Consider the following 25,979-nt stretch of genomic DNA (forward strand, 5'->3'; position numbering starts at 1 on the left):
ACGTAATCAACTACGACGCGCAAAGCCCAATAGCTTTGTGCGCCGTTTTAAGTGATTATTGCTGTTTTTCAACCCAACGTTTGATCTTGGCTTCTAGGATTGGCATTGGTAATGCACCATCAATCAATATTTGGGTATGAAATTCTTTGATATCGAATTTATCGCCTAAAGCCTGTTTACAGTAATCACGTAGCTCTTGAATTTTAAACTGACCTAATTTGTAAGACAGTGCTTGGCCAGGCCAAGCAATATAACGCTCAACTTCGGCCACCACATCTGTAAATGCCATCGATGAATTAGCAAGCATGTAATCAATCCCTTGCTGACGCGTCCAGCCTTTGGCATGAAAACCGGTATCGAGCACTAAACGCATGGCACGTAATTGCTCATCAGATAAACGACCATACCACATATATGGATCGGTAAATAAACCCAGCTCTTTACCTAAGCTTTCTGCATATAAAGCCCAGCCTTCTGCGAATACCGTGTAGCCACCAAATTTACGAAATTCAGGAAGTGACTCAACCTCTTGCTGCAAGGCAATTTGAAAATGGTGCCCAGGCGCCGCTTCATGGATAGACAATGTTTCTAATAAAAATTTAGGCTGTGCTTTTAAATTAAAGGTATTAATGTAAAAAATACCTGGTCGAGAACCATCCGGCGCGGGGGATTGATAAGATGCACCAGCGGCAGATTCAGCACGAAAATCTTCAACGGCTTTTACAACATAGTCGGCTTTAGGCACTATGTTGAATAACTTAGGCACACGTGCATCAATTTTTATTTTCACTGCTTCATAAGCGGCAATTAGTTGCTCTGGTGTGTCAAAGTAGAACTCATCAGAATCACGTAAATGGGTGAAAAACTCACTTAAGTCACCTTCAAAGCCAACCGTCTCTTTTACTGCTTTCATTTCATTTAAAATGCGTGACACTTCTTGTAAGCCAATTTCGTGGATTTCATCAGCGCTCAAGTTCAACGTTGTATTTTGCTTTATTTGATACTCATACCACGCTTTACCATTTGGTAATTCGCTGTAGCCGACGGTTTCACGGCTATTGGGAATATATGTGGTGGCTAAAAACTCACTCATGTTCGCATAAGCAGGCACTAACTTATCCATAATGAGTACACGATACTGCTCTGTAAGTTGTTGCTTTTGCACTGCGCTGAAATCTGCTGGTAACTGTTTTATAGGACTATAAAAAAGCGATTGTTCAGCACTACTAACTACATGCGCTTGAAATTGTGGTAATAACTTTTCAGCAAGCGGCTTAGGTAACACCACACCTTGTTTTATGCCTTGGCGCATTGCAACTTGTACCGATGATAACCAAGTCACAAATCCCTCAGCACGAAGGATGAAATCTTCGTAGTCTTGAACAGTAACAAAAGGTTGTGCACTTTGCGCTGAACCAAAGCCTGCAAAAGTATTGTGCGCGCCTGACATTTGGTTGATTGGTAATAAATAACGAGGGAATTGAAAGCCTTCTATCGTTAATGCTAAATCTCGCTCAAGTATTTCGTAACTTAATAACGCTTGACCAGTTAAATGCTGCTGATCTATTGCTGCCAAACGCTGCTGATAGTCTTTATAAAAAGCGTACTGCATAGCTCTGTTTTGTTCATTGCTGGGGGCTGTAAACTGGTCATTGTATTGACGGTATCCAATATATGTCGCATCAAGTGGGGAAAATTGTAACGACTCTACAAAGTACTGCTCGACTAACGCATCTAATTGTTGGCTTGCAGTAGTAGCAGTTTCTGAAAGAGTTGCTGTTTGTGAAGTGGGATTATTATTGACTGTGTTCGAACATCCAACTAAGGCGCTAAGCACGCCGGCAACCAACAAAGTAATCTTAAATGTATTCATAATTTTCCCTGAGTGTAAGTATTACCAATAATTATGCGACTTTGCTGCAGCTAAATAAAGAAAATGCGACGGTCAACGCGTTTTGTTTACAGGAGAAAAGCTCCCTGCTACATTGCCATATAAAATAACCAAAAATTAGAAAACAATGAATAAATTATCATTATCGGCTTCATTAAGCTTACTGTTTGCCAGTGCATTTAATGCTCAAGCTTCTACGTACATTACAGCTAAAGCAATGCTTGATGTTAATAATGGCAAATTAATTAATGCTCCCCTTATTCAAATCGACGATGGAATTATTACCAAAGTAACCAAAGGTGCAGTACCGCAGCTGCAAGCAGGTGATCACCATATTGAACTCTCTGAGCTAACGCTTGTACCAGGTTTAATGGATATGCATGTGCATTTAACTAGCGATCCAACCGTACCTCGCAGCGAACGTATTGGTCAGTCAATACCACGCAAAGCAATAAAAGCGGCTTACTTTGCCGAAAAGACGCTTATGGCTGGATTTACCACATTACGTAATGTTGGTGCAGACGGTTACAGTGTCATTGCTGTACGTGATGGTATTAATGCCGGTGATATTATAGGCCCGCGAATTTGGGCTGCTGGTCCATCATTAGGAGTTACGGGTGGCCACTGTGATAACAACCGCCTACCGCCTGAAATGAAATACACCGCTGAAGGCGTTGCCAATGGCCCATGGGCGGTGCGCGAAAAAGTGCGTGAAAACATCAAGTACGGTGCCAATGTTATTAAGTTCTGCGCCACGGGCGGGGTGTTTTCAAAAGGCACAAAAGTGGGCATTCAACAATATAGTCAAGATGAAATGAACGCGATTGTAGATGAAGCCCACATGCGCGGCCTAACTGTAGCAGCTCATGCTCACGGTACAAGTGGGATAAAAGCCGCGATTGTCGCCGGTGTAGATAGTGTTGAGCATGTTAGCTTTGTTGACGATGAAGCAATTGCACTTGCAAAAAAACATGGCACCTGGTTTTCAATGGATATTTATAACACTGAATATACCCTCACCTTTGGTGAACAAAATGGGGTTGCTGAAGAAAACCTAGCTAAAGAGCGCCAAGTTTCTAAAAAACAACGTGATAGTTTTAGCCGTGCAGTAAAAGCCGGCGTAAATATGGTGTTTGGTACTGATGCTGCAATTTACCCTCATGGTGATAATGCCAAGCAATTTTCACGAATGGTTGAGTTTGGTATGACACCACTGCAAGCTATTCAAGCCGCAACAATAAATGGCGCTAAATTGCTAAAAGTTGATAATCAGCTTGGGCAAATTAAACAAGGTTTTGCAGCAGACATCATTGCAGTCAAAGGCAACCCTTTGCAAGATATTACCTTGCTAGAAGATGTCGCATTTGTAATGAAAGCAGGAGTAACATACAAATAAGTATTGGTGTGGGGGCTGATAGCCCCCTCGCTTTTGAGGTGGCTATAAAACACACTCCTTGTAAACCATTGGAAAACAAAAGGTAATAAACTTTCGTAAAATAAAATAATTTGCCTGTTCTAGGTAATTAACACTTGAAATACAAATGCAACACATTATCATTGCTAAAAACAATTCAATGATAACATTTTATGACGACCCATAAACTTTCACTACTTTCCCTCGCCTGTTTAACATCTTATAGCACTTTAGCTGCTGAACAATCAGATATTGAGCACATCTCAGTTTATCAAAAGCAAAACCATGTCGTGCTTAATTCTGGGTTAGCGACTAAGTCTGATATGTCGCTAATGGAAACTCCCGCACCAATTGTAGTCGTTGACCAAGAACTGATAAATTCGCAAGATGTCGATAACTTACAAGATTTAGCACGTAATATTAGCGGCGTAACACAAGCCGGTAACAACTACGGCATTGGCGATAACTTAATTATTCGTGGCTTAGGTGCAAATTACACCTATGATGGCATGTACGGTGGTGCAGGTTTAGGTAATACCTTTAACCCAACACGGTCACTGACTAATGTTGAAGCCGTAGAAGTTCTTAAAGGTCCTGCTACAGGTTTATATGGTATGGGCAGTGCGGGTGGTGTAATCAACCTAATTGAAAAGAAACCAGAGTTTGAAGCTAAGCACACAGTTCAAGCTGAAGTAGGCCAATGGAATACTTACTCGCTATCGTTTGATAGTACTGACGCGATCACAGATAACCTTGCATATAGAGTGAATGCTAAAACTGCACGTAGTGATGGTTATCGTGATTTAAAAGATGACAGAGATGAAATTTACAGCGCATTGAAATATGTGTTCGATGACAAGCAAGATATCATGATTTCAGCAGCTTATATTAAGGATGCCATTGCTGTTGACTCTATAGGCCACCCTATCCGTATTTATAATGCGCAGTCTGTAGATGGTAAAACAGCAGGACAAGTTACAGCAGATGATTTAGTTAACGATCCAACCTCTGCCGGTCTGCAATTATCAGATGCGCAACGTGAGCAATTAGCTAATTCACTAGCTGATAGCGATGGTTTAACCCCGTATAAATTCGGTCATCGTGGTATTATTTCACCAATGGCGAAAGATAATGAAGGTGAAGAATTACGCTTTAAGTTGACGCATAACTATTATCTAACTGATGATTTATTTTTGAACCAACAATTACAATACCGTAATTATGAATCGAGTTTTGCCCGTCAAACCGGTGCATACAATTATGTGTATTGGCAACGCAATGGGGTGATCAATGCAGATCCTCGTGCACCTTTGGTGGTTGATGATGTGCTATATCCATTTGCAGCACGACGCCAAGAATATCGTCAAGTTGAGGCAGACGAAAAGTCATGGCAATATTTTGCAGATTTACGATACGACTTTACCCTTGCAGATATTGATAACGAATTCTTAGTAAATGCAAACTACGAAGACCGTGATATCCGCTTTACGCAGTATTCTATTTGGGATAAAGATTACGTTCTAACCGATAAAAACGGCGATGTAACTTATCAAGGCGCTTTACCTTATATTTTAGATATTCGTAACCCGAATTGGGGCGAAGGTCAATTTAGTGATTACGATCCGCTAAAAACCAGTAATTATAATAAAAAAGTACAAGCCTGGGGGTTAGGTTTACAGCATGTAGCCTACATTCACGATACGTTTACCACACGAGTGGGCATCGCTTACAACGAAATTACCCAAAAGTATGAACATTTAGGTGTTGATGCCCGGTACCGTGCAAGTGCCGCTGCAGCAACCCCAGAAGCCAGTACCTCAGATAACGGCTTGACCTATAATCTAGGTGCGACATACAAACCAAGCGATGACGTTTCTATTTTCATTAACCATTCAAAAGGTCGCACAGCATATAGTGTTTTAGGTTCAGTTGCAGGTAATGAGGCCGACCGTGATGATGCGCAGTCGCTCAGTACTGATTTAGGTATTAGAATGAAAGGCTTTGATGATCAGCTCCTCGCCTCATTAGTGGTGTTTGATACCGCAAGAACTAACTTAGAGTATGTAAACCCTGCATTTGACGACATGAATCCTGATCCATCAATACCAGAGAGTTTTTTTGATGGCGAAGAAAAAACCCGCGGTGTGGAACTTGATTTAAACGCCTATTTAAATGAGCAATGGAAAGTGAACATCAATGGTGTTTATCAGGATGCCCGTGATAAACAAAACCCCAACTCAAGTACGTTTGATACCCGTCAAAAAGGCGTGCCATATGTCACTGCAAGTAGCTGGTTAACATATAGCGCTCACTGGTTTGAACTTTCACAGCCACTAAAAATAAGCGCCGGTGTTAAATACGTTGATGATCGCAGTACTAACTCATCATCATTTGGCATCCCCGATGGCTATGTGCCAAGTTATACTATTTATGATGCCGCATTGAGCTACAACACCGATAAATGGGGATTGCAGCTCAACTTAAATAACTTATTTAATAAAGTGTATTATTCAAAAGCCATGTTTTTAGGCGGCATGCCGGGTGAAGAGCGAAATGCGAAGTTAACCTTAAGCTATAAACTATGAGCTAAGTGAGGATACGAAGTTAAGCGCACAAACTGTGCGCTTTGCATTCTTTCTAATTAAATTGTTACGACAATTCGGCCGTTAATTTCACCTTTTAACATATCGTCAAAAATGTCATTAATATCATCAAGGCGCTTTTCCTCAATAATTGCTTTAACTTTGCCTTGAGCCGCAAACTCTAAGCACTCTTGTAAGTCTTTACGCGTGCCAACAATTGAACCAACCACTGAAACCCCGTTTAACACGGTATCAAAAATCGGCAGCGGCATTTCCTCTGGGGGTAAACCGACTAATACACATTTTCCGCCGCGACGTACACTTTTGTATGCTTGTTCAAATCCCGCTTTAGACACCGCCGTACATACAACAGCATGTGCTCCCCCTACTTTGTCAAAAATAGCTTCACTGGGTACGCATTCTTTAAAATCAAGTGTTATATCTGCACCAAGCTCAGCAGCTAAAGCGAGCTTCTCTTTTCCTGTATCAACAGCAATCACGTTTAAACCCATAGCCTTAGCATATTGCACAGCAAGGTGGCCAAGCCCACCTACACCGACAATGGCAACCCACTGCCCAGGCTTTGCGTCCGACACTTTCAGTGCTTTATAAGTGGTAACACCGGCGCAAAATAATGGTGCGGCTTCTGAAAAGCCTAAACCATCAGGAATTTTAACTACATAATCACCATGCGCTAAACAATATTCTGCATAACCGCCATCAATTGAATAACCCGTATTATGTTGCGATAAACACAAGGTTTCTTTGCCATCTAAACAAAATTCACAATGCCCACAAGCGCTATAAAGCCAAGGGATACCCACACGATCACCGACTTTTAAATGAGTAATATTACTACCGAGTTGTTCTATTACCCCCACACCCTCATGGCCTGGTACTAACGGCATTTTTGGCTTTACTGGCCAATCACCATGACAAGCATGTAAGTCTGTATGGCACACCCCACATGCGGCAATTTTTACCAGCACATCATTAGCTCCCACTGCGGGGATGGGTAAATCAGTAATTTCTAAACGGCCTTTGTATTGTGTATTAATTGCAGCTTTCATATTCATTCCTTCGGTTGTGAGAGAGTCAGTAAATAACGGTTAATTATAGTTATGATTAAGTCATAACTTAACATAGCACGACTGCACAAATATTAATCTATATCAAGTTTTTTTGCGAATAGTTTTTATACTTAATTCGATGATAAACGCTAAAGCATTGCTTAGCACTTGCTATCACCTTCCAGCGTGCTAGCATAGCTTTCATTATTTATTGAAACTTGAGCAGCAATGACATTATCAGATAAAAATTTTGCTTTTGTAATGCACTGTGGTGAGATGGGCAGCCGCTGGGGCTTTAACCGCACAATTGGGCAAATGTGTGGGCTTTTGATCATCACTAAAGAACCAATGACAGCAAATGAAATTGCCGATGCTTTAAGCATCTCGCGCGGTAATGTCAGCATGGGGATCAAAGAGTTACAATCTTGGCGCTTAATTAAAGTGCAGCATATTCCCGGTGACAGAAAAGAATACTACGCCCCCGCCGGTACTATTTGGGATATGGCCAACCGCGTATTTGAAGAGCGCAAAAAACGTGAAATAGACCCAACCTTAAGCCTATTACGTGACAACATATTAGAAGAAGCCCACAACGATGATGAGCGTTTCGCTCAGCAACAAATGCAAGAAATTCACGACTTGTTAGAGACCGTCACAAAGTGGTCATCAGAACTACAACGCTTAAGCCCTGAGCAACTGCAAAGCCTAATGAAGCTAGGCTCAGGCATCGGCAAAGTACTCGACTTTAAAGATAAGATATTGAAGAAACCGTAAATTAGGTTCTAGATGCTAGGTTCTAAAAATTTTAACCACAGAGTTCACCAAAAAGTAAATAAGATCAAAAAATATTACTCTGTGCAGCGCGAAGCGCCTCGGTGTTCTCTGTGATTAAAAAGCATATAAAACTCTGTACTAAACCTCTTCACATCGGAGATATTGTGTTTAATCTGATTGAAGCTTTTGAGCGAAGTCTCGATGCTAAAAAGTTAAACTTACTCCTGTTTTAATAAGTCGGCCCCTATTTTGTCCATAGAGATTATTTTTCGCCGTTTTTGTGCAAAATAACAAGCGTAATTCCCTGCTATTTTAATTAGTTGTTTACAAAAATAATTATTGGTGGAACTATCAGTGTATGCAATATACGTCGTTTTGTGTGATGTAAACCACCAAAACAGTTTTCAATAAACCGTTAGCCCACTTACTAAGGTTAGACGTAAATGAAACGATTAAAAAGAAATCCTGAGGTCTTTGAACCAATTGATCTCTTTAGTTCAATTGGTCTTGAATATAATTACAATATACAAAATTCAGATCATCAAAATGACTTTATTCAAATAATTTCGGACTCCTTAGTATCAGCAAAAAATACACCAAGGGTCTTATTTGGTAAAAGAGTTGAATCGTCTTTTCCTATAGTGCTTGGTGCTCTAGGGAAAGTGTTATTCATTAAACAAGAAGACTCTGGGGCAAGTTTTTCAACTAATAAAAGTATAAAGTTGCCCGATTATAGAGTTACAACTGAGAGCGGAGAACAATATTTAGTTGAAGTTAAAAATTGTCATTCTGAAGACTTGCATTATGAATATCCATTTCGGAATGACTACCTTGAGCAGCTTCAAACCTATGCAGACATGAATAAAGTCCCGCTCAAACTCGCAATATATTACTCTAAATATAACCAATGGGTATTATTAGATCCAACTTCTTTGATAAAGCAGTCTAGAAGGTATGTTACAGATTTTATAAATTCTGTAGCAAAAAATGAAATGGGCCTCTTTGGAGATGTTTTAATAGGAGCAAAACCTAATTTAGAATTTATTATTGTCAATGACCTAGAAAAAGTATCTCCGATTGCTGAAGATGGTCAAGCATTATTTGTAATAGAAGATATAAAACTAAAATGTGACGGCGTAGAACTTAAAGAAGAAATTGATAAGAAAATTGCATTTTATTTAACTCGATATGGTGATTGGATTGAATCTTCAGTAACACCTTTAGTCGTTGATAATAAAGTTGAATCAATTACGTTTATTTTTGAGCCGGAGCATGAACCAGACAATAAAGGTTTTGAGTTCATTGGATACCTTAGTTCTATGATTAGTACTGCTTATCGTGAGCACACAATTATCGATGGTAAGGTTGTTTCGGTAGATGCAAATGTAGATCCTATTCAGTTTAACATTAGTATCCCTGATGATCATAAAAGTGATGAATTACCTCTGTGGAGATTTAACATACAACCAAACTTTGAAACTAAAGTGAAAATGTTATCATCTAAAACAAAGGGCAAATCAGGGAGCAGGAGAGCTCTGATTTCCAGTCCTCAACCACATATCATGCGGGTCCGCAATATAAAAGACAAAAGGATCAATTATTGTCTTAATACATCAAAATTTTAAACTCTGTTCTTATGACGCTAAGCTTTCTATTTTCTACCTTGTTACTTATAAATTTTAAAGTCTTCTCTTAAAGCGCAGCGTCTCATAACCTCTTTGTGAATAATTCTCTTAAAGATCTTTCACACTAATGTTTTACAAACAAAAGCGCGAGATAAACTCGCGCTTACAGTAAACTCCCCTAGCGCCTAGTCACCTAGTTACCTATTAAATCGCTGGATAACCAATTCGGTCTGATAAGTAACCCACGCTGGTGGCGAAGTAGTATGAACGGTTCCAATGCATCAGTGCTTTGTAATTGTCATACGCTAAATACATTCGACCGCCCATGTCATCTGGCATAACTAAAGCGGCAGTTACATCTACTTTTGGTAAATCGGTGCCATCCATTTTACGCAGGCCAAGTGCTTGCCAATCCGCAAGTGAGCGCTCTGATTTAGCCCAATATTCTAGCCACTGCTTACGTGTTTTAGTGCCGCGTTGTAATACGTAATTTGAATCAAACCCTTCTGGTAATTGCACCTGGCGACCCCATGTAAGGTCGTCATTCCAACCCGCTTGTTTTAAGTAATTTGCAATCGATGCAAAGGCATCAGCTTGGGTAGTCCAAATATCTTTGCGGCCATCTTTGTCGTAATCTACCGCATAAGCGTTAAATGAGGTTGGCATAAACTGTGTTTGCCCCATCGCACCAGCCCATGAACCTTTGAATTTGTCTAAAGTGATATGCCCTTCTTTAAGAATATCGAGGGCAGCCCACAATTGATTTTTGTACATGGTTTCACGGCGGCCATCAAACGCAAGCGTTACCACTGATGAAATTACATTGTGACCACCTTGGATTTTACCAAAGTTACTTTCAAGGCCCCACAACGCAACAATAAAACGTGCTTGTACGCCAAACTCCGCAGCCACTTGCTCTAAGATGTCTTTATTTTCAGCGTATAACTTACGTGCGCGGTCAATTTTCCACTGCGGTACACGTTTCGGTAAATAGGTTTCTAACGTTTCTTTGACTTCGGGCTGATTTTTATCTGCTGAAATCACCTTCTCTTTAAAATGAGCAGTAGCAAATGCATCTTCGATTAATTGGCTATCATAGCCTTTTTGCGCAGCTTCTTGTTTTAAGCCAGCTACATATTCATCAAACTGTGCTTGAGTCTTGGCTAGTGCCGACGTACTAATACAGGCACAGCATAAAATTGCAGCCAATTTTGTCATTATATGTTTAGTCACTTTCAACTCCATTTTGTTTTCTGTGCTCAGCTAATAAGTTTGCTTGTGGTGGCGGTATTTGCAAGTAAAACCCATTATCAGTTAACGCTTGCTTAACTTGCTCTAAATCAGCCACGCCTAACTGTACCCGCTTCGCTAAATTTATTAGCATCACATACTCTGGTTTGCCAAACATTGCCATTAAAGGTTCCGGAACCTTGCTAAAATCATCTCTTTTTTCTACAAAAAGGAAGGTATCCGCTTTTTTCTTACTTTTATATACCGCAGTCAGCATTTTGACCCTATAAAATCTTGCTTAACAGTGCTGCACACTATAACATGAGACTTATAATAAGTTAGAAAAATTAGATTGGAAATTTCAATTAAGGCCTTATTCAGCCTGTGTTTATCTAAAATTGATTTCTGATCATACAATTCAATTGAGCGTGTATGTCGGACCAAACTTTTGAGTTAAAAGGGAATCTTTTTACGTTATCAGTTTTACATCTTTATAGTACTGATATTAACCTTTTAGCAGAACAACTGTATGCAAAAATAGCCCAAGCCCCTCGTTTTTTTGAGGGTGCGCCTATTGTTGTAAATTTAATTGAAATAAAAAATAATCTTGTTGATTTTGTACATTTAAAATCATTAATTGAACGAATGAATTTTAATGCTGTGGGTGTGTGCAATGGTTCAGACGAGCAACATGCGCAAGCGAAAGCCGCAGGACTCTCTGTTTTAAATTATGCGCAAGACGTTAAGAGTGAACAAGTTAAGCAACAAAGCAATACTTCGATTGTTGAAAAAACTGTTTACCTACCTGCGCAAGTGATTAATGGCACTGTTCGTTCAGGGCAGCAGGTATATGCAAAAGACCGGGACTTAATCGTCTTTGGTGCAGTAAGTCACGGTGCAGAAGTTATAGCAGACGGTAATGTACATATTTACGGCACTTTGCGCGGCCGTGCAATTGCAGGTGCGCAAGGTTATAACGAAGCCCGCATTTTTTGCCAAAAACTAGAAGCAGAACTTGTTTCTATCAATGGTAATTATTGGATCAGCGATTCTCTGCAAGGTGAGTTCTGGGGCAACGCAGCACAAATCCAACAAAAAAATGAATCATTAGAAATTTCAGCTTTGGTTAAAGGATAAATCTTATGGCAAAAGTAATTGTCGTTACGTCAGGTAAAGGTGGTGTAGGCAAAACTACATCAAGTGCTGCTATTGGCACAGGTTTAGCTCTAAAAGGCTATAAAACAGTCATTATTGACTTTGATATTGGGCTACGTAACCTTGATTTGATCATGGGTTGTGAGCGCCGTGTAGTTTACGATTTTGTTAACGTTATCAATGGCGAAGCTAACCTAAATCAAGCGTTAATAAAAGACAAACGTGTTGAAAAATTATTTTTACTGCCAGCCTCACAAACTCGTGATAAAGATGCACTGACCCGTGACGGTGTTGAGCGCGTATTAAATGAGTTGAAAAAAGACTTTGACTACATTGTCTGTGATTCTCCAGCAGGTATCGAAGCCGGCGCAATGATGGCTATGTACTTTGCAGATGAAGCAATTGTAACAACCAACCCTGAAGTATCATCAGTACGAGATTCAGACCGCATTTTAGGTATTTTGCATAGCAAATCTAAGCGTGCTGAAGAAGGCCTTGAAAATATTAAAGAACATTTATTATTGACCCGCTATAACCCTGATCGCGTAGCCAAAGGTGAAATGTTATCAGTGGAAGATGTACAAGATATTCTTTCTATCCCTTTACTTGGTGTTATCCCAGAGTCACAAGCGGTATTAAGTGCATCAAACTCAGGTCAGCCAGTTATTTTAGACACTGAATCTGATGCAGGCCAAGCCTATGCAGATGCGATTAATCGTTTATTAGGTGAAACAGTTGATTTTCGCTTCTTAGATGTAGAGAAGAAAGGTTTATTCAAACGGATATTTGGAGGTTAACGTGTCACTACTTGACTACTTCCGCTCAGAAAAGAAAAACACAGCGTCACTAGCAAAAGAGCGATTGCAGATCATTGTCGCGCATGAGCGCTCACAACGTGGTACACCCGATTATTTACCACAATTGAAACAAGACATTCTTGATGTTATTCGTAAATACGTCAACATCAATACTGATGCAGTACAAGTACAATTCGATCAAAATGAAGACGACTTAGCAGTATTAGAACTCAACGTCACCTTACCTGACGAAGAGAAAAAACCATAAATAATTAGGGCGCACTTAAGCGCCCTTTTTTATGTTTACCTACCTAATAGCTTTGATTGCCAGTTGCTTGTAGCTCTCTGACGGGCCTTATTTCTATACTACCATAGCGAGCTGGCGGTATTTTACTAGCGACTTGAATAGCTTCATTGAGGTCTTTTACATCTAACAAGTAAAAACCTGCGAGCTGCTCTTTGGTTTCAGCAAAAGGGCCATCGGTTATTTCTACTTGACCACTGCGAACTCGTAACGTGGTTGCAATTGTGGTTGGCTGTAACGCCTGCCCCCCTAGCATATAATTTCGTTCACGCAAAGAGTCACCACAGGCAATGCATTCTTGATTTAATTCGTCCCATTGCTGTTGCGATAAAGTCTGCATTACTGCTTCATCGTAATAAACCAGTGCAACATATTTCATAGTAATACCTGCTTATTATTAATAATATAAATTAGTTGTCACTCGGCGTTGGTAACATTAGCATCCAACCAATACCGAACTTATCCGTTACTTGCCCGTATAAAGGTGACCAAAAAGTCTCTGCTAATGGCATCCTAACCTGACCGTCCTGCGATAAAGCAGCAAATATTCGACGCAGCGCTTGCTCAGAGTCAATCGTCAACGTTAGATTAAATCCTGAGTAATTAACTTTATCAACGCTATCGCTACACCCATCCGTAGCCAGTAGTTTCATATCGCCAATAGTAAACTCACTGTGCATTATTTTGTCATCAAAATTAGCGGGGATCGCTCCCTCAGGTATCGGCTCAGGGCTTTCATTAAAACGAAACATCATGCCTATTTTTGCATCAAGGTGAGTTTGATAATAAGTCAATGCTTCTTCACAGCGCCCAGAGAAAAACAGGTAACAACTTGCTTTCGCCTGATGCATAACAATACTTTGCTGTTGTCTCTTTTCTTGTTCAGCAATCTCACCATCATTATCTATCTCAGCGAAGTCTGCCATTTCATAAAATGGCCTAATTTCGATATCTGATTCTTCTAGCATCGGATTCGGGCACTTCTTAACCCATGCTATTGCTTCATCCATTGAGTCTATTTCCCACACCCAGTAACCTGCGATCAGCTCGTTCGTTTCAGCAAAAGGGCCCTTGGTTACTGTTCGATCAGTCTTACTAAAGCGGATACGATATCCCTCACTGCTTGGTCTTAAACCATCGCCCGATTTCATGATCCCCGCATCAATAAGGGCTTGGTTATACTCCCCCATTGCCGTCAACAACTCTTTGTCTGGTAAAGTGCCTGTTTCTGAGCTTGTTGTTGCTTTAACTATTACCATTACTTTCATTTTCATGCTCCTTTATGTTTTTAAATAAATTGCTTTCAGGTAATAATCGAGTGGCAAGGAAACAATTCGACAATTAGTTAAAAATTTTTATTAATATTTTTTAACTGGCAGATAAAGCAGCTAATTTGGATTTTAAAATGCGCTGCTCAGGGGCTTGTTTAGTCAGTGTTAAAGCATGTTTAAGTGCCGTGCGTGCCTCATCTTTACGCCCGACTTGGCCTAACAATTCTGCGTAAGTTGCAAAACACAAGTGGTATTTTTGCATTACTTTTTGCTGTAATAGCTGCTCAACTAACAACAGCGCAGCTTCAGGGCCATGGTGCATTGCAACTGCAACAGCGCGATTTAGCTCAATTACTGGAGAAGGTGCTACTTGTAACAGCAAAGAGTACCACGTCAAAACCTGCTGCCAATTGGTGTCGTTCGCATTGCAGGCTTGAGCATGTTCTGCGGCGATAGCAGCTTGGAGAGTATAAAAACCATATTCCCCCCCAGCAGTACTACTTTTGACTAATGCAATGCCTTCTTGGATCAGCGTTTGATTCCAAAGACTACGATCTTGCTCAGCGAGGAGAATAATGTCGCCTTGTTTATTAATTCTGGCATTGCGGCGAGATTCGTTAAGTAACATTAACGCAAGCAAGCCAGTTATCTCTTTGTCGGCTAAAAATGACTGTAGTTGCCGCGCTAAACGGATTGCCTCTGTGGTCAACTCAGTGCGTGTCACGCTATCTCCTGCAGAAGATGAATAACCTTCGTTATAAACCAAGTAGATAACTGACAGCACGGCGTCAATTCGCTCTTCCAGCTGTGCTTGTGGCGGAAGTTGAAAAGGGATATGTGCAGTACGAATTTTTTGTTTGCCACGCACAATACGCTGTGCCATAGTCGATACAGAGGTTAAAAATGCACTGGCAATCTGTTCTGTTGTTAAGCCACATACTTCACGTAAGGTCAGTGCAACTTGTACCTTGGTATCGAGCGCAGGATGGCAACAAGTAAAAATTAAGCGCAGCTGATCATCAGCAATCAACTGTTCATCAGCTAACAAAAACTCATCGTTGGCTAGGTCTTGGTCGGGAAGTTCGCTCGCTAATTGCGCCACAATTTCGCGATGGCGATGTTGGCGTCGTAATTGATCAATTGCTTTAAAACGGCCAGTAGAGACAAGCCAATTAGCAGGTTTGTTTGGGATCCCCTCTACTTGCCACTTAGTCATCGCGATACTAAAAGCATCATGAAGCGCTTCTTCTGCTAGCTCAAAATCACCTAACAGGCGGATCAAGGTTGCGTAAATGCGGCGTCCTTCATCACGGTAGATAGCCGCCAGCTTGTTTTTAACAGCTTCAGTTCTGACGAGCGTATTTTCTTTATTCATCAACTACCTAGCGCATTATAGTTTATGCTTAATCACTTGCATTTCAGCTTGGGGCTACAAACAAGCCACCTTTTGCACAAAACAGTAGCGCAGCGAAGCACAATTATCAAACAAAAACATGCTAGCATACACAGGCTAATTTATGGGATAGTTATCACTGCTGAGTAGATGAAGGCGAATAAAATGCACAATCAGAAAATATATTCTATGGCATTTGCCAAGGTTTACCCTTTATATATTAATAAAGCACAACGAAAAGACCGTAGCAAAGAAGAAGTAGACCGTATTATTTATTGGTTAACGGGTTATAGTGAAAAACAATTATTAACTCTACTTTCTAACAACACTGACTTTGAAACTTTTTTCAAACAAGCCCCACTCCTAAATCCTGCGCGTAAGCTAATTAAAGGAGTTGTTTGCGGGGTACGTGTAGAAGATATAACGGAAACCTTAATGCAAGAAATTCGCTATCTTGACAAACTAATCGATGAATTAGCAAAAGGAAAATCCCTAGAAAAGATCTTACGGGCATAGCTTCCACATCATTGCATAGCGAAGTCACTCTCATATCCACGTCACAACGAAACTAACGCCATTTACTTATTCTTACTTTAAAGGACAAGCTACTCCTTTATGCTTTAAGAATACTCGCCGCATCAAGTAATTTACTTCCCGCTTTTGATGTCACTGCATAGTTAAAACCTGGTTGAATACAGAACGAGCCATATTCTCCGGATTTACTCAACGCTAAAAACCCTACTTGAAACTGCTTATAATCGCCTAACTTATTTGCAATGCGTTCAACGGCAGCCTTGCAAGCCTGCGTGGGGGTCATGCCTTGGCGCATCATTTCAACTACTAAATGGCAGCCCACAGTTTTGATCATCAGCTCACCCATACCTGTTGCTGTTGCAGCTCCCACCTCATTATCAACATACAGTCCAGCGCCAATAATAGGTGAGTCCCCTACTCTGCCTGACATTTTGAACGCTGCGCCGCTAGTAGTGCATGCGCCTGATAAATCACCATTGCTATCAAGCGCTAACATGCCAATTGTGTCATGATTTTCAATATTGATCACAGGTGCATATTTTGATTCCACTAACCAATCTTGCCAGGCTTTTTTGGCTTTACTAGTCAATAGGTTTTGCTCTTCAAAACCCTGTGATTTAGCAAATTGAAGTGCGCCTTCGCCCACCAGCATTACGTGCGGGGTTTTATCCATCACTAATCGGGCAACAGAAATTGGGTGCTTAATATGTTGTAAAAATGCGACAGAGCCACAGTTTTGATTTTCGTCCATAATGCAAGCATCAAGCGTTACATTACCTTCTCGATCCGGGTAACCACCATAACCGACCGTCATCACATCTGGATCCGCTTCAGGGATACGCACACCCGCTTCCACTGCATCAATGGCTTTACCGTGCTTGGCGAGAATACCCCAAGCTTCTTGATTGGCAGCTAATCCATGTTGCCATGTCGATACTACAATCGGTTTAACCTGTACGTTTGCAACAGCTGCAGGTTTATTTAACGGCTGTTCTTGAGCAAATCCCTTAGCAGTCAAAGCGCTTGCACCTAAGGCAAGCATAGTTGTGATTGATTGCTTTAAAAACTCTCTTTTACTATTCATAGCTATATCTTTTGTCATTGTGAAGCATAAAGGCCAGCAGATAAATTGCTGGCCTTGGGTCTGTTAAAACTATTTTTCTAGTCCAAGTAACTCTATTTCAGCTATTTGTAATAGGCCGTCGTTATTGGCATTTTTACTAACACTCAGACGATAACTTAAAAAAGCAAAACCATTATTAAACTCAAATGAGCGCCGCTCTAAACGTTCATTCCAGCTTTCACCAATCCATTTCGATACAAGTGTCCATGTTTGCCCACCATCGTTTGAGCCTAATAAACTAAAGTTTTCAGGATCACGCTCTGGTGCATCATTAGCACTGGTGATAGCAAGTCCACTAACTGCTTGAGGTTCGCTGAAGTCAACTTGGATCCAAGCAGGATCTTCTTCTGTTGGCGGACCTTGCCAATCATTGTGATCAAGCCATTTAGTTTCATTATCATCATCGAATGCTTTATCTGCACTTTCTGTATCCCCGATACTAAAACGTGCGCTAAAAACATTGCCAGCCAAAGTGCTGAGATCGCTAAACGCATAATCAGGGCCAATCAAACCAACTTCTGCTATTTGCACTAACCCATCATTATTTGCATTTTTACTAATGGCTAACCGATAGTAATTATATGCCAGCGTATTTGCTACAGAGAAACTTCTTTGCTCAAGTCGTTGCTCAAAACTTTCGCCAACCCAAGAACCTATACTATGCCAATTTTCACCATCATTGGATGCTAATAGCATAAATGAATCAGGATCACGCTCCGGAGCATCACCAGCACTGGTCAGTGTTAACGTATTAACGGCTTTTGCTTGTGGCAGCATCACTTGTATCCAAGCAGGATCTTCAGCTGTAGGTGGACCCTGCCAGTCATTATGATCGAGCCATTTTGTATTTAAATCACCATCGAATGCCTGTGCGGCACCTTCGCTATCGCTAATACTAAAACGTGCGCTATAGCTTGCGCCTGACATTTTACTATGATCGGCTCCTGGTTGTTCAGGACCAATTAAACCAACTTCAGCGATTTGTAATAAACCATCATTATTCTTGTTTTTGGTCACTTCTAATCGATAACTATCAAAAGCCAATTGGTTTTGAAAAGAAAATGTTTTCCTCTGACCTCTTTCTTCGAATGATTCACCCACCCAGCTTGCAAGTTTTTGCCATGTTGTACCGGCATCGTTTGAGGCTAAGATAGCGAAGTTTTCAGGGTCACGCTCTGGTGCATCATTTGCACTAATAATCATTAACTGATCAACCGCGACAGGGCTTGCAAAGTCCATTTGTATCCATGATGGTTTCTCTTCACTTGGCGCTCCTTGCCAATCATTATGGTCTAACCATTTCGTTGCAGCGTCATTATCAAATGCTTTATCGTGATTTTCAGCATCGCCAATACTGTTACTTGCACTAGCTGCACCGCTGCTTGTATCGGTATGATCCACACTACTAAAAACAGGGCCAACCATTTGAATTTCTGACAGTTGAACTAAGCCATCATTGTTTTTATTTTTAGTAATGTTGAGGCGGTAACTCAAATACTTTTGTCCATTGATAAAGCTAAACTCTTGACGAGTAAGGCGCTCATCAAATGATGCACCTACAATATTTGCAAGTGTTATCCAACTTTCTCCACCGTCATTAGAGCCAACTACAGTGAAATTTTCAGGGTCACGCTCAGGAGCGTCATTGGCACTGGTAATAAACACACTATTAACCGCCTGTGGCGTAGCAAAATCAACTTGTATCCAAGATGGTTCTGCCTCTGTTGGGGCGCCTAGCCAGTCATTATGGTCAAGCCATTTAGTGTCAAGGTTGTTATCAAATGCTTTACTCGCGCTTTCTGCATCACTGATTGCATTTCTTGCTGAATAAACAGCATCGACTAAATTGGCTGACGTTGTCACTTCCTGCAATGGCCCCGTAGAGATCGCTTCATCGAATAATGGCAAAGACAAATCAACGATTGAATCTGCGCTCAAACCCAACTCAGTTGTTAAAGGATGAATACTGATGGCATCATAAATACGCTGGCGAAACGCTGCTAATGCTTCGCTATCTTCTAAAAGTGCAGCGCTGATATTTTGTTTTGCGTTGTCCATTATCAATTTTAGACTTTCAGATTCACTAAATTGAGCAAATGAAGCATTTAACAGCGAAAGTTTAATCGTTGCTTCATCGGCATATTGAGGCGGGCATTCTTGCTCAGCACTGTCGCTATCTTCACACGTTTCATCGCTGATGAAGTTTTCAAGTTTATCGGCACTGATCACTGGCATCGAAAAAACATTGGTATTACCGGTTTGCCAGCCCATAGCCCGCAGTAATAACGCTGACATCTGCGCTTTTGCCAACTCCATTAGCTCAGGCGTTGATACATTGCGCCCTTGTGCAATTTGCTGTTCAACCAGCTCTGTTGCTAGTGTAGTCAACGCGTTCACTTGCAAGTTAGTATCTGCAACTGCATCCGCATTATTTCCATAGGGCACTTGCAATAACCCCAATGTTGAAAATTCGGTTCCTGCAATTGCTGCATTGCTGGTTACTTGTGTGAATTCTGCATCACCACAGCGCATAGCATCACAAAGCATTGTAGCGTCTTCACCTGTAGCAATTGTCAATTTAACGGTGGCATTGATACCAAAACCTGCGTCGCTAGTCAGCTCAATAAAAAAGTCACCTTGTTGATCTGTTTTATTAGCCGTGCCTTGTGCCAGATTACTGCCATTAAGTGCTGTGACAGATACATCCGCATTCGTGACAATGCCTTTGATTATGGTTCCTGCGATTTGTGCATGTGTTATGTCTGGCGTGACGGGAACATTATTTGCTTGCGGATCATTGCTCGAACCACCACATCCGCTAAGTAAACTTGCTGCAAGTAACGAGGTTCCTGCAAGTTGAAATAGATTAAATTTATACATAATTTTGCCTTTAATAATCAGGTGTCGATAACACGTTAACTCGCCGCTTTCATTTGCTTTATTATTGAACGGCTGCTATTTATAAATGAGCTAATATATAGTTAACGTGTTGATATTAATTACTTATCAAATTTTGTAATGATCAGAATCGATAGGTAAGCCCAGCATAATAACGACGACCACTGTAGCTACTGCTACGAAGCCGTGCCTCGCTATCATCACCGTAATAGGTGCGTGATTCTTCTTCTGTTAAATTGATCACTGATGCTGAAAGCACTAAATTTTCCATCACACTGAATGACGCATTTAAGTCAACTTGCTGATAAGGTTCTTGCGATACGGTTAAGCCATCAGCTAACCCTAAAGCCATTTTTCCACGGCGGTTATAAGATGCTCGAACACTATAATTATCGTCTTCAAAATAAGCTGAAAAGTTAAATTGGTCATCAGCACTGCCTACTAAAGCTGACTCACCAACTTTTTCACCATCAACACTAACGTCTGCTTGATTGGTATCATTGAGGGTGTAATTGGCATTAATGCCAAAGCCATTCTCAAATGCGTGTTGAGCAAATAATTCAATGCCGCGTGAGGTTGCATTTGTGCCATTAGCTGTGGTTGTAAATGGCGATACAGTGATAGGTCCTGGCGGAACAATTTCTTCACCTGTATAAGGGTTTGTGAAACCATCAAATGGTCGTTCAGAGGTAATGATCAAAGGCACAATAAAGTTATCAACGTCCTTGTTAAATAATGCGATCCCAACAGCAGAGCCTATGCCATAATAATATTCAGCAGACAAATCTAATTGTACTGATTCAAACGGTTGTAATGCTTTATTACCACCAGAACCACTCCAACCTTGATCAACTGGGTTTCCTCTAAACTCTAGTCTGTCGTCAGCCCACTCTTGTGAGATAAAAGTGAGTTGTTCAGGCGCGCCTAAATCATTAAAAGGAGCCCGTGACATTGTTTTAGCCGCGGCAGCACGTATAACAAGTGAGTCACTCGCTTCCCAAACAAGATTAAGGCTAGGTAGAAAACGATCGTCTTTAACAGAGCGTAATGTAGTAGTTTCAACATCAACTAAACGTTCATCGCCTAAAATATCTTCTCCCGTGGCATCATTTATATCGTCTAAGAAGTAGTTAATTTTGTCTGATGACATTATTTGTGTTTGCGTTTCTACATAACGTACACCAACATTGCCGCGAAAATCGCCAAACGAAAAATCGGCTTGCAAGTAAGCGGCTGTAATTTCTTCTTCGATATCAAAAACAAAATCGGGTTCCCGGCGGGTATATTTAACATATTCATTAGTGACAATATCTCGGTACTGCTGCCAATTGATGGTTGGCATAGTATTGACTTCAAAGCCACCGGCAATATTCTTTTCAGACTCCTTGTTTAATATATCCTCAAGGTTTGGCATTCCGCCAATCCATTGATAAGCCACTTCATCTATTGCCCCTTGGCTAAATGGATCGAGATCACCACTGGCAATACGATCCGCACCATCTTGAGTAATAAAGAATGTGTTATTAGTTTCTCGATGCAAACTGGCTTTACGATGCTTTACCCCTACGCGTAATGTATCAACAATGCCATAAGCAATATGGTAGTCTAAATCGAGTTGACCATAATCTTCTTTTAAATCACTGACGATAAAACTTGAACCTGTTGAACCTGGATCGGGATCGCCAGCAATTCCTGCTTGTAAATTTGTCAGTAATGCAGGATCTGCATACATAGAAACACGATCGCCTAAGCGCCAACCTGCAAATGAGGCTGCATTTTCATTTTTACCTGAATCACTACGACTGCCAGGCTGGCCACTTTTATATGCCGCATTAAATGATTCTGATGGTCCACCGCTTGCTTCTGTACGGCCAAATTTACCTTTAAGGTCAAAAACATCACCAGCGTATTCAAACGCAAAATCATAGGTATCTGAGGTGTCTTTTTCTTCTGTATAACCACCTACGATCCAAGGAAATTCTAAATTACCTTCACTGCCACTTGCGCCACTGGTAAAGTCCATGCCAGTCACAATTGAACCGGTTTCATCAAGGGTCACCCCGGTTAAATAATCAGGGTTATATTTCCACTCAGGGATCATCAATTGAGAAGTCGTGCGATCTTGACCTAATTCAAAGTGAAAATGATTAAATGTGAGCTCTAAATTATCTGTTGGACGCCATTGCAGCGTTGCCTGTATACCCACCCGTTCGCGTTTTTCTTTAGTAACGCCGACCCCAGCAACTTGAGGTGCCCAAACGCCATCATAAACATTTCCATACGCATCTTCTAATGCATCAAAACGTCGAGTACTGTCAGTTATTTCTTTACCATTTGTATCCGTTGCCGGTAAATCACTGCCTGTTGCCCAGCGCCAACCTCCTGCACCAGACATATCACCTGTGAGAGTACGATTTGTGCGATCTTGCTTTGTATAGCCCAGTAATAGGCCGAAGTTTTCATCGTCGTTTTTCCATGAGTAAACGCCGCTAAAATTAGGCTCATACTCTTCGGTCACATCTGCATATGTATATTCAACGTTAAATGCACCAGAGTTTGCTTCCATATCTAAGGGAGTGCGACTATGTAAAATAACCGTACCACCGACACCGCCTTCATCTAAGCGAGCTTCTGAGGATTTAAAAACTTCAACTGATTGCACCATTGTCGAAGGCAATAAAGAGTAGCTAAAAGAGCGAGATGGAGAGCCTGGTGATGAAGCAATAAAGTTTCCGTTAAGTTGTGTAAGAGTTAGATCAGATGACAAACCGCGAATGCTGACATTTTCGCCCTCACCACCACTGCGTGAAATCACCACACCTGGAACACGTTGCAATGAGTCAGCGACATTTTTATCGGGAAATTTACCTATATCCTCTGCTGTGATTGCGTCTACAATCGAATTAGAAAGGCGCTTAATTGATAAATTCTCCGCCATAGAAGCGCGAATACCACGAACTTCTATCACTTCTAAATCATCATTCTTGGCACTTTGCTCATCATTTGCAGCGGCTGTATTAAAGCTTGCCATAACAGCAAGTAATAGTGCTGACTTCTTAAATCGCCTTGAAAGACCTGAAGCTCCTCGGCTGTTATTATTATTCATGTCTATCTCCAGTTTTGTGTGCGTATTTTGTTGTGCTTGTTATATGACCCTGACATGACGGCACCTGATTATGTTCAGATGATTCTGTTCGGGGTTAACATGTTGTTAAACTACATTTCAAGAATAGGGGGCAGTTAACGGAAAGTGATAATAGAAATTCGGTTGCTAGTAGGACAAAATCGGCGCATAGCATAAAAATAGATCCAATTAGTTGTTAGCTAATTTATAGTGGGAAAACTGAAAACAGCATTAGCATTGCGTTTTTTAGTATCAAAAATGTACACAATAGAAATATAACCGCATGAATTTAAATGCTATATTTTATTATCACATTGGCCGTGATAATACTAAATAATTTATCAAAGCCAATCACCTTAAGATTAAGGAATTACTCGATGGGTAAAAATTTAGAAATTTGCTTAAATGCAGATGATCATATTAATCTCGTTAATAATGTAAAAACTGCATTCAAAGCAGGTGCGAGTCGCATCGAACTGTGCGGTGCAATGCACCTCGCTGGATTGAGCCCAACAGTAGAGGAAATTGAATCTGCCGTATCTGCATTACCTGCAAATGGCGAGTTACTGGTGATGGTAAGGCCAGTCGCTAATCAGTTTAATGTTGATGCCGCATTACTTAAAACCATGACAAACCAAATCTCGCGCGCTGCAAAATTGGGTGCCACAGGCGTTGTATTTGGCGCAATTGAAGGTAATAAGCTTGATATTACTGTGACAACTGAACTGGTTGAGTGCGCTAAACATTATCAGCTAGCAACCACGTTTCATCGGGCTTTTGATTGCATTGATGATAGTCGTAGTGCTATTAATACTTTAACCGAACTTGGAGTAAATCGCATTCTAACTAATGGCACCCGCTGGGGTGAAAATAAAAATATCTCACAAGAGCTTGATCGGTTACAGCGTATTATTGCTAACGCGAAAGGACAAATAGAGATCGTTATTGGTGGTGGTGTCACTGCTCAAAACGCGCACAGCTTATGGCAACTTGGCAACGAAAATGTAATCTCATTACATGCCTACTCAGGGGTACTTAATAGTTGTGGTTTGGTAGACCCATCATTAATTAACTCAATTTTACAAACATCAATTAACGAGCAAACATCCCATGACTAATCAATCCCACGCTGCGTTATTCTTAGGTATTGATGGCGGTGGCACTAAATGCCAAGTTCGACTTGAAAACGAGCACGGGGTGTTATTGGCACTTGCACAAAGTGGCCCTGCGAATATAGCCACTTCAGTAACCATTGCTCAACAATCAATCCTTGCAGCCACAGCATTGGCACTACAAAAAGCAAACTTGCCAGCCACCGCCATTGCTAGAATTCACGCTTATGCAGGTCTTGCTGGCGCAGGACTCAATGGTGCAAAAAGTGCTATGACACTCTGGCAACATCCATTCGCACAATTTAATTTCTCTACTGATTTACATATTGCTTGCAAAAGTGCACATGGTAACAACAGTGGTGCAATTATTATATTGGGTACTGGATTTTGTGCAGGGGCAATAAAAGATCACCAAATCATAGAATTAGGCGGTCACGGCCTACTTTTAAGTGATGGTGCAAGCGGAGGTTGGATTGGCTTAACGTTATTTCGCTATGCATTGGAAGTATTAGATGGTCTGTCACCTTCGAGTCCATTAATTCAGTGTCTATTGAGCGAACTTGGATGTAATACGAGCAATTTGCTAACAGAACGGGCTCTGAACGAAAAACCCGCCTACTTTGCAAGCTTTGCTCCTTTAGTGTTTAAGATGCAAGATGACCCCGTAGCACAATTAATACTCTCGCAAGCAGCCAAATTTATTACCCGCTATATCGAACATTTAGTTAAGCTTGGCTATCAAAGGATTACATTGATGGGCGGTACCGCAAAAGCAATTACGCCTTGGTTATCATACACAACACAAAGCTATTTATGCGATGCACAACGCTCGCCTGAGCAAGGTGCAATTCAATTAGCTAAATTGCACCTTTAACGTTCAATATGAGCACGCATCTGCGATGGAATTTCACCAAATAAGCGCCTGAATTGCTTACTAAAATAACTAGGTTCAGCAAAGCCACATTGATAAGCTATTTGTGAAATCGGTAAACGCGTTTCAACCAGTAACTTACGGGCATTTTCGAGACGTATTTCATTAATAAATTGGTTCGGTGTTTTTGCCAAATGTTTTTTAAAACGCCGCTCTAATGCACTTACAGATAAATGCGCAAGTTCGGCCAGCTCTTCAATACAAATATTTCTATGGTAATGTTCACGAATATAATTAACCGGACCTTCAATGGCTCTAACATTAGAAAGTGCCTTGGAGGTTTTCTGTAAATGGCGAGTTATGCCGTAAGTCCCAAGTATGTTGCCACCATCATCACAGATCATTTTTTTCGACGTTGAAAACCAAGCTAATTCACCATTTGATGTCTGATTTAATTCCAATCGGTCTGTAACAATGTAGCCATTCATAACACGTTTATCATCATTCACATATTGAAATGCAAGGTGCTTTGAAGAGAAATCAAAATCCGTTTTCAGTAAAATTTGCTCTAAAGACTTATAACCTTGATGCTCAACAAAGTGTTGATTAGCATATAAAATTCTACTTTCAATATCTTTTACCCAAAATAGAATATCAGGTAATAAATCAAATGCAGCAATTAATTGCTTCACACCAGCCTCATCTATGATCGTGTCAAAATCCATCCTATCAATCTCTGCAATGCTAAATTCATTAATAATATAAAACGCCGATTTTATTGCATTGTCAACCGAATTTATATTACCCCTAC

Annotated in this window: 21 protein-coding genes; 10 read left to right on the top strand and 11 right to left on the bottom strand. The window is 40.7% G+C overall.

Annotated features, from left to right (window positions below; genetic code table 11):
• Positions 1-55 precede the first annotated feature (55 nt).
• The gene (locus PHAL_RS0101395; RefSeq protein ID WP_016706610.1) at positions 56-1,873 is read right to left on the bottom strand and encodes a DUF885 domain-containing protein; all 1,818 of its coding nucleotides are present in this window, start codon (positions 1,871-1,873) and stop codon (positions 56-58) included.
• Between the two features lie 145 nt (positions 1,874-2,018).
• Between PHAL_RS0101395 and PHAL_RS0101400 the strand changes: the two genes are divergently transcribed.
• The gene (locus tag PHAL_RS0101400; RefSeq protein ID WP_016706611.1) at positions 2,019-3,287 is read left to right on the top strand and encodes a Xaa-Pro dipeptidase; all 1,269 of its coding nucleotides are present in this window, start codon (positions 2,019-2,021) and stop codon (positions 3,285-3,287) included.
• A gap of 191 nt (positions 3,288-3,478) precedes the next feature.
• Positions 3,479-5,890, top strand: coding sequence for a TonB-dependent receptor (locus PHAL_RS0101405; protein WP_016706612.1), 2,412 nt, complete (start codon positions 3,479-3,481; stop codon positions 5,888-5,890).
• A gap of 56 nt (positions 5,891-5,946) precedes the next feature.
• Here the strand turns inward: PHAL_RS0101405 and adhP are convergent, their stop codons facing one another.
• Complete coding sequence (adhP, locus tag PHAL_RS0101410) at positions 5,947-6,957, bottom strand: alcohol dehydrogenase AdhP (protein WP_016706613.1); 1,011 nt, start codon at positions 6,955-6,957, stop codon at positions 5,947-5,949.
• Positions 6,958-7,185: 228 nt separating this feature from the next.
• Here adhP and PHAL_RS0101415 point away from each other — a divergent pair, with 228 nt between their 5' ends.
• Positions 7,186-7,731 (top strand): GbsR/MarR family transcriptional regulator, encoded by a 546-nt coding sequence (locus tag PHAL_RS0101415; protein WP_016706614.1) that lies wholly within the window; start codon positions 7,186-7,188, stop codon positions 7,729-7,731.
• Positions 7,732-8,174: 443 nt separating this feature from the next.
• Entirely contained in the window at positions 8,175-9,356 is a 1,182-nt protein-coding gene (locus tag PHAL_RS0101420) for a hypothetical protein (RefSeq protein WP_016706615.1), read from the top strand.
• Positions 9,357-9,560: 204 nt separating this feature from the next.
• On the opposite strand, the gene PHAL_RS0101425 is transcribed toward PHAL_RS0101420, so the two are convergent.
• On the bottom strand, positions 9,561-10,577 hold the full coding sequence (locus PHAL_RS0101425) for a lytic murein transglycosylase (RefSeq protein WP_029215971.1): 1,017 nt from the start codon (positions 10,575-10,577) through the stop codon (positions 9,561-9,563).
• Between the two features lie 4 nt (positions 10,578-10,581).
• The gene (locus tag PHAL_RS0101430) at positions 10,582-10,863 is read right to left on the bottom strand and encodes a YcgL domain-containing protein (protein ID WP_016706617.1); all 282 of its coding nucleotides are present in this window, start codon (positions 10,861-10,863) and stop codon (positions 10,582-10,584) included.
• Between the two features lie 155 nt (positions 10,864-11,018).
• On the opposite strand from PHAL_RS0101430, the gene minC reads away from it, so the two are divergent.
• From minC to minE, 3 genes are read left to right on the top strand one after another with little or no spacing between them, the layout of a single operon-like run.
• On the top strand, positions 11,019-11,723 hold the full coding sequence (minC, locus tag PHAL_RS0101435) for a septum site-determining protein MinC (protein WP_016706618.1): 705 nt from the start codon (positions 11,019-11,021) through the stop codon (positions 11,721-11,723).
• Between the two features lie 5 nt (positions 11,724-11,728).
• Complete coding sequence (gene minD / locus PHAL_RS0101440; RefSeq protein WP_016706619.1) at positions 11,729-12,538, top strand: septum site-determining protein MinD; 810 nt, start codon at positions 11,729-11,731, stop codon at positions 12,536-12,538.
• A 1-nt stretch (position 12,539) separates the two neighbouring features.
• Positions 12,540-12,806 carry a cell division topological specificity factor MinE gene (gene minE, locus PHAL_RS0101445; RefSeq protein WP_016706620.1) on the top strand — a complete coding sequence of 89 codons (267 nt, stop codon included), beginning with the start codon at positions 12,540-12,542 and terminating at the stop codon, positions 12,804-12,806.
• A 43-nt stretch (positions 12,807-12,849) separates the two neighbouring features.
• Here the strand turns inward: minE and PHAL_RS0101450 are convergent, their stop codons facing one another.
• From PHAL_RS0101450 to PHAL_RS0101460, 3 genes are all read right to left on the bottom strand, one after another.
• Positions 12,850-13,221: a YciI family protein gene (locus tag PHAL_RS0101450; protein ID WP_016706621.1), complete on the bottom strand. Its 372-nt coding sequence runs from the start codon at positions 13,219-13,221 to the stop codon at positions 12,850-12,852.
• Positions 13,222-13,252: 31 nt separating this feature from the next.
• Positions 13,253-14,110: a YciI family protein gene (locus PHAL_RS0101455; RefSeq protein WP_016706622.1), complete on the bottom strand. Its 858-nt coding sequence runs from the start codon at positions 14,108-14,110 to the stop codon at positions 13,253-13,255.
• 100 nt (positions 14,111-14,210) lie between these two features.
• Entirely contained in the window at positions 14,211-15,488 is a 1,278-nt protein-coding gene (locus PHAL_RS0101460) for an RNA polymerase sigma factor (protein ID WP_016706623.1), read from the bottom strand.
• Between the two features lie 183 nt (positions 15,489-15,671).
• Between PHAL_RS0101460 and PHAL_RS0101465 the strand changes: the two genes are divergently transcribed.
• Positions 15,672-16,022: a DUF2200 domain-containing protein gene (locus PHAL_RS0101465; RefSeq protein WP_029215972.1), complete on the top strand. Its 351-nt coding sequence runs from the start codon at positions 15,672-15,674 to the stop codon at positions 16,020-16,022.
• Positions 16,023-16,119: 97 nt separating this feature from the next.
• Here PHAL_RS0101465 and PHAL_RS0101470 read toward each other — a convergent pair whose 3' ends face one another.
• From PHAL_RS0101470 to PHAL_RS0101480, 3 genes are all read right to left on the bottom strand, one after another.
• Positions 16,120-17,124 carry an isoaspartyl peptidase/L-asparaginase family protein gene (locus PHAL_RS0101470; RefSeq protein WP_016706626.1) on the bottom strand — a complete coding sequence of 335 codons (1,005 nt, stop codon included), beginning with the start codon at positions 17,122-17,124 and terminating at the stop codon, positions 16,120-16,122.
• Positions 17,125-17,193: 69 nt separating this feature from the next.
• On the bottom strand, positions 17,194-20,043 hold the full coding sequence (locus PHAL_RS0101475) for a discoidin domain-containing protein (RefSeq protein WP_016706627.1): 2,850 nt from the start codon (positions 20,041-20,043) through the stop codon (positions 17,194-17,196).
• Between the two features lie 142 nt (positions 20,044-20,185).
• Positions 20,186-23,167 (bottom strand): TonB-dependent receptor, encoded by a 2,982-nt coding sequence (locus PHAL_RS0101480; protein ID WP_016706628.1) that lies wholly within the window; start codon positions 23,165-23,167, stop codon positions 20,186-20,188.
• Between the two features lie 395 nt (positions 23,168-23,562).
• Here PHAL_RS0101480 and PHAL_RS0101485 point away from each other — a divergent pair, with 395 nt between their 5' ends.
• Both PHAL_RS0101485 and PHAL_RS0101490 read left to right on the top strand, forming a co-directional pair.
• Positions 23,563-24,303 carry a copper homeostasis protein CutC gene (locus tag PHAL_RS0101485; RefSeq protein ID WP_016706629.1) on the top strand — a complete coding sequence of 247 codons (741 nt, stop codon included), beginning with the start codon at positions 23,563-23,565 and terminating at the stop codon, positions 24,301-24,303.
• Positions 24,296-25,171, top strand: coding sequence for a BadF/BadG/BcrA/BcrD ATPase family protein (locus tag PHAL_RS0101490; protein ID WP_016706630.1), 876 nt, complete (start codon positions 24,296-24,298; stop codon positions 25,169-25,171). The genes PHAL_RS0101485 and PHAL_RS0101490 overlap by 8 nt, the downstream gene beginning before the upstream one ends.
• Here PHAL_RS0101490 and PHAL_RS0101495 read toward each other — a convergent pair.
• Positions 25,168-25,893 (bottom strand): AraC family transcriptional regulator, encoded by a 726-nt coding sequence (locus PHAL_RS0101495; RefSeq protein WP_029215974.1) that lies wholly within the window; start codon positions 25,891-25,893, stop codon positions 25,168-25,170. The genes PHAL_RS0101490 and PHAL_RS0101495 overlap by 4 nt on opposite strands.
• Between the last annotated feature and the right edge of the window lie 86 nt (positions 25,894-25,979).

The sequence above is a fragment of the Pseudoalteromonas haloplanktis ATCC 14393 genome (assembly GCF_000238355.1).
Classification (GTDB): domain Bacteria; phylum Pseudomonadota; class Gammaproteobacteria; order Enterobacterales; family Alteromonadaceae; genus Pseudoalteromonas; species Pseudoalteromonas haloplanktis.

Coding starts and splice junctions, on each gene's coding strand:
- PHAL_RS0101395 (WP_016706610.1), bottom strand. CDS start 1,873: ATGAATACATTTAAGATTACTTTGTTGGTTGCCGGCGTGCTTAGCGCC.
- PHAL_RS0101400 (WP_016706611.1), top strand. CDS start 2,019: ATGAATAAATTATCATTATCGGCTTCATTAAGCTTACTGTTTGCCAGT.
- PHAL_RS0101405 (WP_016706612.1), top strand. CDS start 3,479: ATGACGACCCATAAACTTTCACTACTTTCCCTCGCCTGTTTAACATCT.
- adhP (WP_016706613.1), bottom strand. CDS start 6,957: ATGAAAGCTGCAATTAATACACAATACAAAGGCCGTTTAGAAATTACT.
- PHAL_RS0101415 (WP_016706614.1), top strand. CDS start 7,186: ATGACATTATCAGATAAAAATTTTGCTTTTGTAATGCACTGTGGTGAG.
- PHAL_RS0101420 (WP_016706615.1), top strand. CDS start 8,175: ATGAAACGATTAAAAAGAAATCCTGAGGTCTTTGAACCAATTGATCTC.
- PHAL_RS0101430 (WP_016706617.1), bottom strand. CDS start 10,863: ATGCTGACTGCGGTATATAAAAGTAAGAAAAAAGCGGATACCTTCCTT.
- minC (WP_016706618.1), top strand. CDS start 11,019: ATGTCGGACCAAACTTTTGAGTTAAAAGGGAATCTTTTTACGTTATCA.
- minD (WP_016706619.1), top strand. CDS start 11,729: ATGGCAAAAGTAATTGTCGTTACGTCAGGTAAAGGTGGTGTAGGCAAA.
- PHAL_RS0101450 (WP_016706621.1), bottom strand. CDS start 13,221: ATGAAATATGTTGCACTGGTTTATTACGATGAAGCAGTAATGCAGACT.
- PHAL_RS0101455 (WP_016706622.1), bottom strand. CDS start 14,110: ATGAAAGTAATGGTAATAGTTAAAGCAACAACAAGCTCAGAAACAGGC.
- PHAL_RS0101460 (WP_016706623.1), bottom strand. CDS start 15,488: ATGAATAAAGAAAATACGCTCGTCAGAACTGAAGCTGTTAAAAACAAG.
- PHAL_RS0101465 (WP_029215972.1), top strand. CDS start 15,672: ATGCACAATCAGAAAATATATTCTATGGCATTTGCCAAGGTTTACCCT.
- PHAL_RS0101470 (WP_016706626.1), bottom strand. CDS start 17,124: ATGAATAGTAAAAGAGAGTTTTTAAAGCAATCAATCACAACTATGCTT.
- PHAL_RS0101475 (WP_016706627.1), bottom strand. CDS start 20,043: ATGTATAAATTTAATCTATTTCAACTTGCAGGAACCTCGTTACTTGCA.
- PHAL_RS0101480 (WP_016706628.1), bottom strand. CDS start 23,167: ATGAATAATAATAACAGCCGAGGAGCTTCAGGTCTTTCAAGGCGATTT.
- PHAL_RS0101485 (WP_016706629.1), top strand. CDS start 23,563: ATGGGTAAAAATTTAGAAATTTGCTTAAATGCAGATGATCATATTAAT.
- PHAL_RS0101490 (WP_016706630.1), top strand. CDS start 24,296: ATGACTAATCAATCCCACGCTGCGTTATTCTTAGGTATTGATGGCGGT.
- PHAL_RS0101495 (WP_029215974.1), bottom strand. CDS start 25,893: ATGGATTTTGACACGATCATAGATGAGGCTGGTGTGAAGCAATTAATT.